Origin of the sequence: Hydrogenophaga sp. SNF1, from assembly GCF_034421675.1 — a bacterium.
In the GTDB taxonomy this organism is placed as follows: domain Bacteria; phylum Pseudomonadota; class Gammaproteobacteria; order Burkholderiales; family Burkholderiaceae_C; genus Hydrogenophaga; species Hydrogenophaga borbori.
This window is the reverse complement of record NZ_CP139793.1, coordinates 4,215,834-4,231,072: the sequence shown is the minus strand read 5'-3', so window position 1 is coordinate 4,231,072 and position 15,239 is coordinate 4,215,834. Positions and strand designations below refer to the sequence as shown.

Here is a 15,239-nt window from a genome sequence, read left to right as displayed (position 1 = left end):
GCGTCGAACGACCTGTCAGGCCTCATCGTCGTCGCCCCTCCGAAGTGCTGCCTCAATGAGCTGTAAGTCGCGCTCTGAGAATTCAGCAAAAGATCCATTTCGCAGTGAAAACCGCCCCGCTTCCAGATCATTCCCGTAGCGTCTCCAGAGCTCCGCGTGCAGGTCGCTCAGGGGAGATGATGAATCTGCTGGCACAAGATCTTGCTGCACATAGAACCGCTCACTCCGCCCATCACCGCTCCGCATGGCGCGACAGTAGCCCGGGATCGCAGACATAGGAGCGAGTGTCAGGTCCCTGACCGTTCCGCACATGAAGAGCCGAACTAGGGTCCCGTCGGGAACTTCGTCGGCGAGCGAAGCCAGGAGCGACTGGAGCTTCTCGGACGCTTTACCACCGCGCAGCGGGCCGTCGGGGATGCGATCAAGCGCTCCATACACAAACGGAACGGTGAGCCCAAACCGACCGGCGTCTTGCCATTCGGAGAGAAGCCTGAACCAGGCTGGTGTCATGTCACGTCTCCGTGAGGCCTAACGCAAAGGAGACCGGCACGTTGCGGCAAGGGGCCGCACAGTGCCGCTCAAGATCTTGCACCGTGCGGCCCCTTGCCGCAACGTGTCCGAGTCGACCGACCTGTTAGACCGCATGCGCCTCGTGCTCCCTTGCATCTCGTTCCAGCGGTGCCGCTTCATACCCAAATTCGGCGATCTGGGCGAGATAGACGGGCATGAATCCGCTAATGCTTCCAAAGGTCTCGTATTGGTGTACGTGCCTGAGTTCATGCGAAACCAGACGGTCGTTCGCGTGCCCCTGGACGATGAAGATGCCATAGCCAAGTGTGAGGCCGACCATATCTGGACCCAGTAGGCCTGCGGCTAGGGCGACCTGCTGTAGCAAAGGATCGTCCGGCAAAGGCAATTGCGGTACCAGTTCTACTCGAACGAGTTCTGGGCGGTACACACCGACCCCACGCGCCAAGGCAATTCCGTGGGGCGTCAAAGACACACCACATCGAAGAATTCGCTCGGATTGAACCTCAGCCCAGGCAACGGCCTTTGGCACGAGTTCAGGAAGCAGGGTGTGAAGGTCCATGATGCGGTCTAGCGTGAAGGTGAGCGGACGCCATAGGCGGTCCGCTCGACTGACCTGTTAGACCGGACTCTGGCGCGATGCATTCCTAACCTCCTCCTGGATCGCTACGAGGCTGGCGCGTTCCTCCGCCGTTTTCGGATGGATTAGCGCAACCCGTCCCGGAAACCGCTTGAGCAGACCGCGATAGAACACTTGCTCCTCGTCGGCCGTGCAAGCCAGCTGTTCCTCGATGCGCGCGAGCTCTTTACGCGCGTTTTCGACCTGCTCTTGAAAGTTCGCACCAGAAAACCCTGCGATGAGGTGGTTGCCCGATACTCGGACCTGCCCGCCACGCTTCGGAATCTGTTCGGCGGCAGATCGCAACTCGAGCAGCAGGCAAGTTATCGAACTCCGCACCTTTTCGGCGGGAGTCTTTGGAAAGTGGTTGTCGATGCCGCTGTAGTTCATGGCGGCGACGAGAGCTGCTAGCTTGGGTTGAGACAAAGACAGGGGCCGCCATTCGTGGGCGAATTCATTTCGAATCTTCCTGAGGCGCTCTAAGTCCGAAAACTGTTCCTTCGTTGTGAGCCCCAGTGAGTAAGCAGCTTTAATTCGGGATGAGAGTGTGCCGAGCGGCGCGTTGAAACCTTCCAGCAACTGCGTAGTGGCCTCACACGGGTGCATAAAGGCCTTAAGGAGTGATCCGAGCGCATCCTCAGCGAAAGCAGAGAGCGAGAGCACCAAGCCGCGGTCATCAAGATCTCGAAGAGACTTGGTGAGAAGGTTAAAGCCGCCAAAGGCCTGATCTTCGCCCTCAACTGGGTCGGGGCCAGATGAATCGCGCATCGTGAGGTCTAACGCAGAGTTGACCGGCGACCGGCGAAGGGACGGAGCGAAGCGGAGGACCGCCGCCGGGCGTCCGTGTCGAACGACCTGTTAGACGGCAGGGCGGCTCGTGATCTCATATGTAGGCTCCTTAAGGCCAAGCGGCTTGTAGAAGTGCTCCACAACCAGCTTAGGGATGCCGCGGAACGCGATTTCCAGCAAGTGCGCCGCGCCGGTGCTTCGGTCGAAAGCCGAGGTCGTGTGTGCAAGGCCTTTGTTCGCGACGAAGATCACATGGGCCAACGCGCTTTCGGCCTCGGCAGGCGGGCCAGCGTACATGCGCACGGCGCTCTCAACGGACAGTTTCGGCAACCCGGTGTTTTCGATGACAACATCGTCCTTTTTCGCGTTCAGTCGAACGGCAAGAGTCGAAGGTCCCGCGCCCTTCAGACCCATGAACTCAAGCAGCGCGCGAGAGTGGACGATCCCGGCCTCAATCGCACCATTTGTAAACGCCGTCGCTTTCCCTTCGAGCACCTGACGCTCGCCAAAAAACACTTTGGTCGGTGGCGGAGTCTCCCAGGTCGACGCGTACTTGAGTGCGACATGGGCAATTGCGATCGCATGCATGCGATATGCAACGAACTCTAGGACGAATGGCGCAGGGGAGTTCACTGCCGTCTAACTTGTGGTTTATCTGACCAAACACCGAGTACCCACAAGCGTGGTCGTTAAACAAAGTCGCATGGCGTCCAAAAAATGCGTTTGAAATCAAACCTGTAGCGCAGCATACTGGACGCATGGACAGGTATAACAGATCCGACAAACCTGACTGGGTACCTCCCTGGTCCGTCAAGCTGCTCGATCAGGTGCGCGAACGGGTTCGCTACCTGCACTACAGCCTACAAACCGAGAGGGCTTATGTCTACTAGGCCAAGGCGTTTGTGTTGTGGGCGGCCCGGAGCCAAGATGGGTTTCGGCACCCGCGCGAACTGGGGCAGACCGAGGTCAAAGGTTTTCTGACCATGCTCGCCACTGAAAAGCAGGTGGCTCCATCCGAACGGTGCAAGAGCTGCTAGGGCATTCGGACGTATCCACGACCATGATCTACACGCACGTGCTGACGGTAGCTGCCGGTGGCACGGCCAGCCCGCTAGATGCGATTGCATTTGCACACTGAAGGTCCGGTTTTCGGAACTTGGGAGAAGGACAGTTGTGGGTCGAAAGCAGCCGAAAGTAGAGGCCTTAGCGACTGTCACGATCCAGTCTCAATCCGACATTCACTTTCTCGGCCCAGGGCCACCCATCATCCCCAGAAGTCAGTGCACTGCCTATGTCGCGGGGGGGCTGGACGACGGCGACACCGTCGAAACCGCGTCGCCCATCGCGACCTCCGACCTCCCGCGGAACGAGCGGACCTCACCTCAAGGAATCCGAGGCGGTCATTCATCCGGCGTGTTGAGCGTCCACGACGGTCCGCGATGGCAGGGGATTGCTGGCCAGTGGCAAAGCCTTGTCGATTTGTCGGTCTGTCGCCCGTCGTAGGGATGGGGGTGTTCTCTGCCGAGAGCGCCGACCCGACAACCCAACAGGAGTGAACCAATGTCTTACATCGATGGTTTCGTCATTGCCGTTCCCACAGCCAACAAGCAGAAGTTCATCGAGCACGCGCGTCAGCTCGACCCGATCTTCCTCGAGCTGGGGGCCATCCGTGTGATCGAGGGTTGGGGCGACGACGTGCCCGACGGCAAACTCACCGATTTCCGCCGTGCCGTGCAGGCAAAGGCCGACGAGACCGTGGCGTTCTCGTGGGTCGAATGGCCGGACAAGGCCACTCGCGATGCGGGGATGAAGAAGATGATGGAAGACCCGCGCATGGACCCGTCGGCACCGGGCAACCCGCCCATGCCGTTTGACGGCAAGCGAATGATCTTCGGCGGCTTCGAGCAGGTGGTCGAAGTGAAGGCTTGACGGGGGCGGCGGCGCGCCGCCCGCGCGCGCCGATCAGCGCGAGGCCAGGCCCCAGAACTTGCGCGCCGCTTCCTGCAGGCAGGCGGTGGACGAGACCAGCACCCCCCCGCCCATGGCGATGCAAGCGCTTACGGCGTCTCCAGCTCGAAAGGCGGTACCACGCGGCCATCGATGTCGGTGAAGCCGTAGACCTGTGCCAGGTCTCCCACGCGGAGCACCTGGCCGCTGCGCTCCAGCACCCGGGGGTCGCTGGCCAGGGCCACGACCGCGCGTCCCAGGTAGCGGGGCGACTCCGTGCAGGCCAGTGCCGGCCGCTCGCGCCAATGGGCCTCGTCGGTCTGGTGGCCGGCCAGCACGAACTCGGTGCGCATCCAGCCCGGGGACACCGCCACCGAGCCCACCCCATGTGGCCTCAGGTCCTGCGCCATGCCGAAGGCCAGCCGCGTCATCGCCGCCTTGGCAAGGTCGTAGAACAGGTTGCCCTGCATGTAGCGGTCGCGGTCCCAGAACGTCGTGGTCACGATCAGTCCCCGGCCCTGGCGAACGAGCATGGGTGCGGCCAGCCTGCTGGAGAGCAGGTGATTGCGAACACCGCGATCGAACATCGCATCCCAATGCACCATCGGGCGTTCCCAGAACGGCGCCTGGAACACGCCATCGAAGGACTCGTGTCCGCCCCAGGCGTTGTTGACCAGGAGATCCAGGCGACCCTGTTCACGCATCACGCGGTCAAAGAGCGCCTTGACCTGCGCTTCATCCGTGTGGTCGCAGGCGACGGCAATGCCGCGCCCACCCATGCGGGTCACCTCTTCGGCCGTCTCGTCGATGCTGCCGGGCACCCGGTCCAGGTTCGACAGCGATGCGATCTGTTCGTAGCCCGGTGCGGCTTGCTCGCGCCGGCTGCGCCCGGTCACGTACACGGTGGCGCCGGCGGCGCCCAGTTCCGTGGCGCATCCGCGGCCGGCACCACGGCTGGCGCCCGTCACAACGGCGATGCAATGGGTGAGGCTCTTCATGTGCACAGTGAAAGTGGAAACTGGAAGCCTGCGACCTTAGGGGATACCGCCTTTGCTTGTATTGGAAGAATCCGAAACGGCGCGCTGCAGCAGTTGCTGCGGCGTCAGGCCGCACAGGGCCCGAAACTCGTTGATCAGGTGCGACTGGTCGTAGTACCCGGCGCACAGGGCAATCTCGGCCCATTGCGGCGCCTTGGTCGTGCGCAACAAGCGCAGCGTTCCGTGAAGGCGCTGCAGGCGGCGCCAGACACTGGGCGCCAGACCGATGTGCGAGGCGAACAGCTGCTGCACGCGCCGTTCGCTCAGGTTCAACTCGGCGGCCAGCGCCCGCAGGGAGACGCGGTCCTTCTGGGCGCCAAGGCGTCTGGCCGCGTGCTCCACCAGGCGGCGAGCGGGGTCCTGCGGTCGCTGCAATGCCTGCAACGTCCGCAGGACGTGCCGAACGCGCGTGGCGTCGTCGGCTGCCGCCACCACGAGCTCGGGCAAGTCGCGCTGCGCCGGGGGGGCGATGTCGTGCCATGGCACGGTGAGCGCACACAACTCGTTGGCCGGAACGCCGAACAGCCCCAGTGTTGCCCCGGGGTTGAGCGTGATCGAGAGCCCGTGCATGTGGCCACTCATGGTGAGCAGGACGGGAGTCGCCCGTGCGCCGGCGACGTGGATGGACGCCGCGCCGCCGTGCAGCCCGATGAGCAGGCGCGACGCTCCGTCGGGCAGCACACGCTCGACGACCTCTCGATCGGGGGTGAACCGCTCCTCGTAGGCCATGACATGGACCACCGCCGATCGCAGGGCGGCCGGCACGGCGAACGCCGTCAGCGTGCTCGCCGGGACGGTGGTCTCCGGCGCGCAGGACGGGTCGTCGGGTAGTCGGACGAATAGGCGTTCTGGCATCCGGGGCGCGGTCACTGCGCCAAGTATGGCGGATCGGGCAACCGCCGGATTCCTTGATCTCAGCCGGCGGCCTCCCGCCTGAACCCGTCGCTGAACCCGTCGCTCACCCCACCCCGCCACCCCCAGCCAGCGCAAGCCCCTGTCAATTCAGGCGGATGTTCGCGCCGCGGATCACGCCGCGCCATTTGTCCGATTCCGCGGCCAGGAAGCGCTGCATCGCCTCCGGCGTCGAGCCCACCGCTTCCATGCCCTTGGCCGCGGTGCTTTTCTTGAAGGCCTCGTCCGCCAGCACGGCGTTGACCAGGCCGCTGAGCTTGGCGATGTGTTCGCGCTTCATGCCCTTGGGGGCCACGAGCGAGATCCAGGTCATGGCCTCGTAGCCCGGGTAGCCGGCCTCGGCCACGGTGGGCACGTTGGGCAGGGCCGAGGGGCGCGCGCTGCCGGTGGTGGCCAGGGCCACGATGCGGCCCGACTGGATCATGGGCAGCGCGGCCGTGAGGTCCAGGAAGCCCAGGTCCACGCGGCCGCCGCCGATGTCCTGCAGCGCGCCGGGCGTGCCGTTGTAGGGGATGTTCACCATGAAGATGCCGGTCTTCTGCTTGAACAGCTCACCCGCCAGGTGGTGGCTGGTGCCGGTGCCGTTGGTGGCGTAGGACAGCTCGCCGGGCTTGGCCTTGGCGCGCTGCACCAGGTCTTTGAGCGAGGTCAGGCCCGATTCGCGGCTGGCCACGATCACCACCGGCGCCTGCGCCAGCATGGAGATGGGCGTCAGGTCGGTCTCGGGGCGGTAACCCAGGTTGGGGTAGAGCTCGGGGTTGATGACCAGGGCGCCGGTCACGCCCACCAGGATGGTGTGGCCGTCGGGGGCGGCGCGCACCACCTGGCCGGTGGCCAGGTTGCCGGCGGCGCCGGGCTTGTTCTCGATGATGAAGATGCCGTGGCCCTGGCTCTGCAGCTTGTCGGCCAGCTCGCGGGTGACGGCGTCGGCCGAGCCGCCGGGCGGGAAGGGCAGCACGAACTTCACCGGCTTGTCCGCCGGGTAGTCCTGCGCGGCGGCCAGCGTGGCGATGAGGGCGCCAAGGCCCAGGGCGATGAGGGAGCGAAGGGCGGACGTGAACATGTGTCTCCTTGTGGTGTGTGTCGGTGAAAGAAAGGGGAGGGGGCGGGCCCGCGCTCAGGCGAGCACGTGGTCCTCGGGCCTGAAGCGGGCGGTGAGGTTCCAGTACTCCAGCATGCCGAAGGGCCAGGTCTGCGCGGCGCGGCCGCTCTTGTTCTTGTACCAACTGCTGGTCTTGGCCACGGCCCAGGCCTTGGTTTCGTTGCCCTGGTCGATCCAGGCGTTGTATTGCGCGTAGGGCTCGGGCCGGCAGTCCACGGTCCTGTGGCCCTGGCTGAGCACGTGGCGCAGCGCGCGCAGGGTGTATTCCACCTGGCACTCGGACGAGAAGATGGCGCTGCCGTTCACCACCACGCCGGTGTTGGGGCCGCTGGTCATGAACAGGTTGGGAAAGCCGGGCACGGAGATGCCCAGGTAGGCGCGGCAGTCGCCGTCCCAGTGGCGGTGCAGGTCCTGGCCGGCGCGGCCGGTCACCTTCAGCGGGTAGAGGAAGTCGGCGGCCTTGAAGCCGGTGGCGCAGATGATGAGGTCCACCTCGTGGCGCTGGCCGTCGGTGGTGTGGATGGCGTTCTCGCTCAGGTGCGAGATGCCCTGCGTCACCAGGTCCACGTTGCCGGCCTTGAGCATCTGCGGCCAGGTGCCGTTGTCGCGCAGCATGCGCTTGGCGCCCGGCGGGTAGTCGGGCGTGGCGTGGGCCAGCAGGTCGGGCCGGTCGGCGAACTGCTGCTGCAGCATGGCCAGGCATTCCTGGCGCAGGGCCTCGTTGCCGGCGCTGATGGACACCGGGTGCTGCCACGCCGGGTCCAGTTCCACCAGGTGCAGGCGGCCTTCCACGCCGATCCAGAACTGCCAGAAGCGCACCCAGCGGCCGTAGCTGGGCACGTGGCCCAGCAGCCAGCGGATGCCGGGCTTGAGGTCGTCGTGGTAGGTGGGCGTGGGCAGCATCCAGGGCGGGTTGCGCTGGAACACGCTCAGGCGGCTCACCTGGGCATAGATCTCGGGGCCGATCTGGAACGCGCTGGCGCCGGTGCCGATGAGCGCGACGCGCTTGCCCTTCACGTTCACGTCCGGGCGCCAGGCGGCGGAGTGCACCACCTCGCCCTTGAAGGACGCCAGGCCCGGGAAGTCGGGGATGTGCGGCCGGTTGAGCAGCCCCATGGCGGTGATGACGAAGTGGAAGTGCTCCACGTGCGCGCTGCCGTCGGCGGTGCGCGCCGTCACCTTCCAGGCGGCCTGGTCTTCGTCGAACTCGAGCGACTCGACCTCGGTGTTGACGCGGATGTGGGGCCGGATGCCCGTGCGGCGCACCACGTCGAGCAGGTAGCGCAGGATTTCGGGCTGCTGCGAGAACTGCTGCGTCCAGTCCTGCTTCTGCGCGAAGGACAGGCTGTAGGCGAAGTTGGGCGTGTCCAGGCGGCAGCCGGGGTAGGTGTTCTCCCACCACACGCCGCCGATCTCGCGGTTCTTCTCGAACACGGTGAAGTCCAGGCCGGCCTGCTTGAGCCGGTAGGCGGCGGTGATGCCGGCGAAGCCCGAGCCGATCACCGCGACCTTGGTGCCGGCGGCCTGCGGGAAGTCGCTCACGTGCCAGCCGGGCGCGCCGCGGTCGTCGGGCACGTTGACCTCGTGGCGCAGCAGGTCCATCAGGTCCTCGTGGCCATCGCGGATAAGGAACTGCACGATGCGGTCCAGCCATTCGGGCGAAGGCGTGGGCGCCTCGGGGCAGCCGGCGTCGCGGTAGCGGATGAGGGCCTGCGTGGCCAGGGCGCGGGCCTTGGCCTGGGCCTCGGCCGACAGGCCACCCTGCGGCGCGATGCGCGCTGTCATCGACGGCGAGGGTGGCTTGAGCTCGTCCGCCAGCAGGGCCGGGTCCTGGGTCAGCATGGCCAGGGCCGCGAGCAGGGCGGGCAGGTCGGCGTCGCGCACGGCGGCTTCGATCTCGGCGTCGGAGGCCGCGATGGGCTGGACGCGGTCGAAGGCGGCCAGGGTGTCGTCGTCAAGGGTCGGGGGCAGGTCCCCTTCGGTCAATCGCATGGTGCTTGCTTGGGCTCTCGGGTAGGAAGGAAGGCGAAGGGCGGTGTTCACGCGAACACGTGGGGCTGCGGGCCCGGCGCCCAGGGCAGGGGCCGGCCGTGGATGAAGTCCAGCCAGGCGCCCTGCACCTGGTGCGTGAGGCGCTGGCCATCGGCGGGCGTCAGCCCGGCGAGCAGGGGCGCCGAGGCGAAGGCGCTGTGCGTGCCGAACACGAAGGGCAGTTCGGCGCCGTGGCAGGCGCCAAAGGGCATGCCGGGCGCGCCGTCGAAGCGGTAGAGCCAGGCCCGGGCGCCGGCGCGCGCCGCCTGCGCGCCCCACTGGCGCGCGGGCGTGGCGAAGCGGCGCTCGGTCTCGGCCTCGTCCACCGCTGCGCCGGGGGCGGCGAAGGCGCGCATCTCGTCGCGGTTCCAGCCGGTGAGCACGTCGACCCGGCCGGCCGCATGGGTGGCCAGCGGCGCCGACAGGGGCGGCAGCGTGTCGCCGTCGAGCACCGGGCCGAAGAGGCCGTGGCCGTCGGCCGCCGCGCGCGTGGCGGCCACCACCTCGGGCGCGAGCTGCGCGCGCAGCAGGCGCTCCACCGGCAGGTCGCGGGCCTGTCGCAGGTCGGCCGCGCCCGCCGCGCGCAGCAGCGTGCGGCCGATGAACCGCGCGGCCTCGGCCGAACGGGCGCCGCGGCCCAGGGGCGCGCTTTGCAGGATCGCGCGCTGGAAGCCCGAGGCGCCGCGCATGCCCAGGGCCGCGACGTTGACGCCGCCCGCGGACTGCCCCATGGCGGTGATCCGCGCCGGGTCGCCGCCGAAGGCCGCGATGTGGGTCGCCACCCATTGGAAGGCCAGCTCCAGGTCCAGCAGGCCGAGGTTGGCCACGCCACCGTCGGCCAGCAGCCAGCCCAGGGGGCCGAGGCGCGCGTTGAGGCCCACCACCACCACGCCGCCGCGGCGCGCCAGGGCCTCGCCGCTGTACCAGTCGAGCACGCCGCCGCTTTGCCAGGCGCCGCCGTGGCACCACACCAGCACGGGGCGGTGCGCTGCGTCGGCACCGGGCGTCCAGACCGTCAGGTGCAGGCAGTCCTCGGACTGCGGCGCCTCGCAGGCGCCCAGCACCGGGGCGAGCGCCGAGGGCAGCTGGGGCGCGATCGGGCCGGTGCCGGTGGCGTCCACCTCGCCGTGCAGGGGCATGGGCGTGGGCGGGGCGAAGCGCCGCGCGCCGACCGGCGCCAGCGCGTAGCGCAGCCCGCCAAAGCGCGACACGCCCCGCCGCCGAAGGCCCAGCAGCCGGGCCTCGCCCAGGCGCAGCGCCACGCGCTCGGGCGGGGCGTCGGTCTCGGGCGAAGGCGTGGGGTGATCGGGGCTGTCGGTGCGGCGCACGGGGTGTCCCTGGGGGGCGTCGGTCGGCGGGGGGAAGGCCGCGATTGAAGTCCAGATCCGTTCATTCGTAAATCGATAGTTATTCAAGCATCCATAAAATGACTTCATGAATACGTCCCGCGTCACCGGCCTCACCCTGAAGCAGCTGCGCGCCTTCGTCGCGGTCTACAAGCTGCGGCGCCTGAGCACGGCGGCCGCCCAGCTCTACGTCACGCAGTCGGCCGTGAGCGTGCTGATCCGCCAGATGGAAGAGGTGCTGGGGATGCGCCTGTTCGACCGCACGACGCGCTCGCTGCAGCCCACGCCGGCGGCGCACGACGTGATCGAGACCGCGCAGCGCGTGCTGCGCGACATCGACTCGCTGAGCGCCGGCCTGGACGACCTGTCCTCGCTGCGGCGCGGGCGCGTCACGGTGGCCTGCACGCCGACGCTGGCGGAGGTGCTGCTGCCGCCGGTGATCCGCGAGTTCCGCGAGCGGCACCCGGACATTCAGGTCAACGTGGACGACTGCGCGCCCGACCAGTTCATCGCGCGCCTGATCGGCGAGCGCGCCGACTTCGGCATCGGCACGCCCGACCGCGCGGACGACGGCGTGCAGATGCAGCGCCTCATGGGTGACCACCTGAGCGTGGTGCTGCACAAGGACGACCCGATGGCGGCGCGCAAGTCGGTGCGCTGGAAGGACCTGGACGGCGTGCCCGTGGCCACCGTGCGGCCCGGGTTCGGCGTGCGCCCGCTGATCGACCATTCCGCCGCGCAGGCGGGCATCCGGCTCAACGTGGCGCGCGAGGTGTCCCTGCTGTCCACCGCGCTGTGGATGACGTCCTGCGGCATGGGACCGTCCATCATGCCGGCCGCCTATCTGCGCTACTCGCGCGACCCGGACCTGGTGGCGCGCCCCCTGAGCGGGCCGCGCGTCTCGCGCGACATCTACGTGCTGGTCAAGGAAGGCCGCTCGCTGTCACCGGCGGCGCGCCAGCTGGTGCAGGTGCTGCACGCGCGCATGAAGGCGTTCGCCGGCTGAGGGGGCGGCGCCCCTCAGCCCGCCACCAGTTCGCTCTGGAACAGGAAGCTGTCGGAGTAGAAGAAGGCCGGGTCGGCCCCCTGCGCCGCGAGCTCGGCCTTGGCGCTGGCGATCATGGCGGGCGAGCCGCACAGGTAGAAGGCGCACTCGCCAAGTTCGTTGCCCAGGTCTTCGATCACCGCCTGCTGCACGTGCCCGCGCCGGCCGCTCCAGGCCTCGCCGGCGCGCGAGAGCACGGGCACGTAGCGGAAGTCGTAGAGGCCTTCGCCCCAGGCACGGATCTCGGCGTCGAGGTAGAGGTCGGCCTCGGTGCGCGCGCCCCAGTAGAGGTGCACCGGCGGACAGTCCTCGTCGCCCCTGAGCGATTCCAGCATGCTCTTGAGCGGGGCCAGGCCGGTGCCGGTGGCCAGCATCACGATGGGGCGGTAGTCCTGCGGGTGCAGGCGGAAGCTGCCCAGGGGCAGCTCCACCTCCAGCGCGTCGCCGGGCTGCAGCTGGGTGAGCTCGCCTTCGGTGAAGCGCCCGCCCGGGATGCGGCGGATGTGGAAGTCCACGCGTGCGCCGTCGGGGCAGGAGGCCATGGAGAAGCTGCGGTGGCTGCCGTCGGGCAGGTGCACGTTCATGTACTGGCCGGGGTGGAAGCGGAAGTCGGGCTCCACCGGCAGCTCCAGGCACAGGCGCGTGACGTCGCCGCACAGGGCCTCGACGCGGTCCACGCGCGCCAGCAGGCGCTGCGGCGGCGGGCCCAGGTCGGGCTCGACGCTCACCACCAGGTCGCCGCAGGCGCGCGCCTGGCAGAGCAGGGCCTGGCCGGCGGCGGCCTCTTCCTCGCTCAGGCCCATGGGCAGCTCGTCGTCGTAGCGCACCTGGCCTTGGACCACGCGCACGCGGCAGGTGCCGCAGGCGCCGTTGCGGCAGTCGTAGGCGAAGGGCACGTCGTGGCGGCGCGCCGCGCTCAGCACGGCCTCGTCGGCGCCGGCGTCGAAGCAGTGGCCGGTTTCCAGCCAGGTGATGCGGTGGGCCATGGCGCGCTCCGGCGACGGGACCATCAGTACTTCAGGTCGGCCTTGACGACCACGTCCAGGCCTTGTTCGGCCAGCAGGTCCTTGAGGGCCTGCAGCGCGGCCAGGCCGCAGGCGGTGTCCTGCTCGCCGTTGCCGCCGCTCAGGCCCACGCCGCCCACCACCTCGCCGTTGACCACGATGGGGAAGCCGCCGACGAAGACGGCGAACTTGCCGTCGAAGCTCCACTGGATGCCGAAGGCCTCGTTGCCGGGCAGGGCGGGTCCGTTGGGCGGCGTGTTGAACAGGTGGGTGGAGCGCTTGTGGCCGGCGGCCGTGAAGGCCTTGTTCCAGGCGATCTGCGGGCCGGTGACCCGCGCGCCGTCCATGCGTTCCAGCACCAGCGGGAAGCCGCCTTCGTCGGTGATGCAGACGGTCTCGGGCACGCCCAGGGCCTGGGCTTTGTCGAGGGCGGCGGCGGCCATGCGGCGCGCTTCGGGCAGTTGCAGCTTGAGAGCGGATTTCATGGGGTTCTTGTCCTTGTCTGGAGGGGGCGGGTTCACAGGCCGCGGTAGACGACCTTGGTCTGCGTGAAGAATTCCAGGCCCACGCGGCCGGACTCGCGGAAGGTGGAGGTGCTGGAGTTCTTCATGCCGCCGAAGGGCGCGTTCACCAGGTTGCCGGTGGTGGTGCGGTTGATCTTCACCGTGCCCGACTGGATGTTGTTGGCGAAGTCGTGCATGTAGCGCGGGTTGCGCGTGGCGATGGCGGCCGACAGGCCGTACTCGCTGTCGTTGGCCATGGCCATGGCGCTGGCGAAGTTGTCGGCCTCGATCACGGCGATCACCGGGCCGAAGATTTCTTCGCGCGCGATGCGCATGGACTGCGTGACCTTGTCGAACACGGCCGGCGTCACGTAGTAGCCCTTGTCGTAGGGCGCGCCGGTGAGGCGCTCGCCGCCGCACAGCAGGCGCGCCTCCTGGCGGCCGATGTCCAGGTAGTGCAGCACGGTCTCGAGCTGCTTGGCCGTGGCCAGCGGGCCCAGGTCCATGCCGGGCTGGTGGCCGGGGCCGATCTTGAGCGTCTTCACGCGCTCGACCAGCTTCTTGGTGAAGGCCTCTTTCACGGCCTTCATCACGATCACGCGGCTGGTGCCGGTGCAGGCCTGGCCGGTGAGCGAGAAGCCGCCCTTGATGGCGAGTTCCACGGCCTGGTCCAGGTCGGCGTCTTCCATCACGATCAGCGGGTTCTTGCCGCCCAGCTCCATCTGCAGCCGCGTGGTCAGGTGCACGGTGCGGTGGATGTGCATGCCGGCCTGCGTGGAGCCGGTGAAGGAGATGGCGCGGATCGACTTCGAGGTGGTGATGATGGGGCCCACGTCGCCGGCGCGGCCGGTGATGTAGTTGATGACGCCCTTGGGAATGCCGGCCTCGACCAGGGCCTCGACCAGGCGCAGGCCGCTCAGCGGCGCGTCCGACGAGGGCTTGAAGACGATGGTGTTGCCGGTGATCAGCGCGGGCGCGATCTTGCGCGCCGGGATGGAGGCCGGGAAGTTCCAGGGCGAGATGACGGAGACCACGCCCAGCGGCTCGCGCTGGCTGTAGACCATCATGTTGCCGTCGTCCTGCGGGTAGGTCTCGCCGCCGAAGGTCTGGCCCTCGATGGCATAGAAGCGGAAGGTCTGGGCCGCGCGCAGGAATTCGTCCTTGCCGAGCGCGACCGACTTGCCTTCCTCGCGGCTGAGCTCCTCGCCGAAGCGCTGGGCGTTGGCCTCCAGGTAGTCGGCGGCCTTGTTCAGGATCTTGGCGCGCTGGCTCGGCGTGGTCTTGCGCCAGTCCTCGAAGGCGGCGGTGGCGGCGTTGACGGCGTCCTCCGCGTCCAGCGCGGTGGAGGCCTGGAAGCGGCCGATCAGCTCGTCGGTGTGGGCCGGGTTGCTGTTGTCGAAGGTGCGCGCGCTGCGGCACTTGACCCATTGGCCGTCGATGTAGTTCAGGAACTCCTCGACCGGCCGGCCCGGGGCGCTGATCTCGGTGAGGAAGGCTTCGGCTGTCGTGCTCATGGTGCGGGTGTTCCGGTGGAGGAGGAAAGCGGTGTCAGGAAATCGCCGAGGCAGTGCGCGAAGGCCTGCGGGTGCGTCAGCTGGGGGAAATGGCCCGCGCCCGCCAGGGTGCGGCGCGTGGCGTGGGGGGTGGCGGCCGCCAGGCGGTCCACGCCGGGGCCAAAGGCCTCGGGGCTGCGATCGCCCTGCGTGAGCAGCACGGGCAGCGGGCTGTGGGCCAGCAGTTCGGGTGACAGCGCCAGCCGCTCGGGGTCGCGCGACTGGTCGAGCCAGGTGGCGGCGTTGGCCACCCAGGTGGCGCGCATGCGCGCGTCCATGACCTCTTCCCAGGGCTGGCCCGTGAGCGCGACTTGCTCCGCGAAGACCCGCGCGCCGAGCGCGGCCTCGCCGTTGTCGATGAGCGCCGCCGCGCGCGCCATGGCCGCTTTGGTGGCCTGCGCCAGCGGCGCGTGCGCGGGCGATTCGCCCAGAACGCCGAACAGCGGCGGCTCGTGCAGGCACAGGCTGCGCAGCCGCTCGGGGTGCCGCGCGGCGTACAGCAGCGCCACGCAGGCGCCGTAGGAATGGCCGATCAGGTGCACGGGGCCCTGGCCGATGGCCTCGATCACGCCATGCAGGTCGGCCACGTCCTGGCTGATGTGCCCCTGCCCACCGGGCTCGGTGCTGCCGCCGTGGCCGCGGCGGTCGTAGGCCACGACGCGCCAGCGCGGCGACAGCAGCGCGGCCACGGCGTCCCAGGCGCTGTGGTCGTCCCAGGAGCCGTGCACGAAAACCAGGGTCTCGCCCTGGCCGGCGCTGCCGACCAGGAGTTCGACCTCGCCCAGGGGCAGCCGGTGGTGGTTCATAGGGGAAGGAGGGGCCG

Annotated in this window: 15 protein-coding genes and 1 pseudogene; 3 read left to right on the top strand and 13 right to left on the bottom strand. The window is 68.3% G+C overall.

Going from position 1 to position 15,239, the window contains the following annotated elements; all coding sequences use genetic code 11:
* Window positions 1-15 precede the first annotated feature (15 nt).
* The 4 genes from SOM08_RS20235 to SOM08_RS20220 form a co-directional block, all read right to left on the bottom strand.
* Window positions 16-510 carry a hypothetical protein gene (locus SOM08_RS20235; protein WP_147326276.1) on the bottom strand — a complete coding sequence of 165 codons (495 nt, stop codon included), beginning with the start codon at window positions 508-510 and terminating at the stop codon, window positions 16-18.
* Window positions 511-634: 124 nt separating this feature from the next.
* Window positions 635-1,090 (bottom strand): hypothetical protein, encoded by a 456-nt coding sequence (locus tag SOM08_RS20230; RefSeq protein ID WP_416186977.1) that lies wholly within the window; start codon window positions 1,088-1,090, stop codon window positions 635-637.
* 57 nt (window positions 1,091-1,147) lie between these two features.
* Window positions 1,148-1,915: an MltR family transcriptional regulator gene (locus SOM08_RS20225; protein ID WP_322469602.1), complete on the bottom strand. Its 768-nt coding sequence runs from the start codon at window positions 1,913-1,915 to the stop codon at window positions 1,148-1,150.
* A gap of 90 nt (window positions 1,916-2,005) precedes the next feature.
* Window positions 2,006-2,524: a hypothetical protein gene (locus SOM08_RS20220; RefSeq protein ID WP_116960636.1), complete on the bottom strand. Its 519-nt coding sequence runs from the start codon at window positions 2,522-2,524 to the stop codon at window positions 2,006-2,008.
* A 409-nt stretch (window positions 2,525-2,933) separates the two neighbouring features.
* On the opposite strand from SOM08_RS20220, the pseudogene SOM08_RS22540 reads away from it, so the two are divergent.
* Window positions 2,934-3,074 (top strand): annotated as a pseudogene (locus tag SOM08_RS22540) (tyrosine-type recombinase/integrase); the annotation flags it as partial.
* Window positions 3,075-3,496: 422 nt separating this feature from the next.
* Complete coding sequence (locus tag SOM08_RS20215; protein WP_116960264.1) at window positions 3,497-3,865, top strand: DUF1428 domain-containing protein; 369 nt, start codon at window positions 3,497-3,499, stop codon at window positions 3,863-3,865.
* Window positions 3,866-3,993: 128 nt separating this feature from the next.
* On the opposite strand, the gene SOM08_RS20210 is transcribed toward SOM08_RS20215, so the two are convergent.
* From SOM08_RS20210 to SOM08_RS20190, 5 genes are all read right to left on the bottom strand, one after another.
* The gene (locus SOM08_RS20210; protein ID WP_322469601.1) at window positions 3,994-4,881 is read right to left on the bottom strand and encodes an SDR family oxidoreductase; all 888 of its coding nucleotides are present in this window, start codon (window positions 4,879-4,881) and stop codon (window positions 3,994-3,996) included.
* A 36-nt stretch (window positions 4,882-4,917) separates the two neighbouring features.
* Window positions 4,918-5,790, bottom strand: coding sequence for an AraC family transcriptional regulator (locus SOM08_RS20205; protein WP_322469600.1), 873 nt, complete (start codon window positions 5,788-5,790; stop codon window positions 4,918-4,920).
* Between the two features lie 127 nt (window positions 5,791-5,917).
* Window positions 5,918-6,895, bottom strand: coding sequence for a Bug family tripartite tricarboxylate transporter substrate binding protein (locus SOM08_RS20200; RefSeq protein ID WP_116960267.1), 978 nt, complete (start codon window positions 6,893-6,895; stop codon window positions 5,918-5,920).
* A gap of 54 nt (window positions 6,896-6,949) precedes the next feature.
* Window positions 6,950-8,926, bottom strand: a complete 1,977-nt coding sequence (locus tag SOM08_RS20195) for a flavin-containing monooxygenase (RefSeq protein ID WP_322469599.1) — start codon at window positions 8,924-8,926, stop codon at window positions 6,950-6,952.
* 47 nt (window positions 8,927-8,973) lie between these two features.
* On the bottom strand, window positions 8,974-10,293 hold the full coding sequence (locus tag SOM08_RS20190) for a carboxylesterase family protein (protein WP_322469598.1): 1,320 nt from the start codon (window positions 10,291-10,293) through the stop codon (window positions 8,974-8,976).
* A 106-nt stretch (window positions 10,294-10,399) separates the two neighbouring features.
* Between SOM08_RS20190 and SOM08_RS20185 the strand changes: the two genes are divergently transcribed.
* Entirely contained in the window at window positions 10,400-11,317 is a 918-nt protein-coding gene (locus SOM08_RS20185) for a LysR family transcriptional regulator (RefSeq protein WP_322469597.1), read from the top strand.
* Window positions 11,318-11,331: 14 nt separating this feature from the next.
* Here the strand turns inward: SOM08_RS20185 and SOM08_RS20180 are convergent, their stop codons facing one another.
* From SOM08_RS20180 to SOM08_RS20165, 4 genes are read right to left on the bottom strand one after another with little or no spacing between them, the layout of a single operon-like run.
* The gene (locus SOM08_RS20180) at window positions 11,332-12,342 is read right to left on the bottom strand and encodes a 2Fe-2S iron-sulfur cluster-binding protein (protein WP_116960348.1); all 1,011 of its coding nucleotides are present in this window, start codon (window positions 12,340-12,342) and stop codon (window positions 11,332-11,334) included.
* Window positions 12,343-12,365: 23 nt separating this feature from the next.
* A complete protein-coding gene (locus tag SOM08_RS20175) occupies window positions 12,366-12,845 on the bottom strand; it encodes a heme-binding protein (protein WP_322469596.1) in 480 nt (159 codons plus the stop codon).
* Between the two features lie 32 nt (window positions 12,846-12,877).
* Window positions 12,878-14,377, bottom strand: coding sequence for an aldehyde dehydrogenase family protein (locus SOM08_RS20170; protein WP_116960272.1), 1,500 nt, complete (start codon window positions 14,375-14,377; stop codon window positions 12,878-12,880).
* Entirely contained in the window at window positions 14,374-15,222 is an 849-nt protein-coding gene (locus SOM08_RS20165; protein WP_116960273.1) for an alpha/beta fold hydrolase, read from the bottom strand. Before SOM08_RS20165 ends, SOM08_RS20170 begins: the two co-directional genes overlap by 4 nt.
* Window positions 15,223-15,239 lie beyond the last annotated feature (17 nt).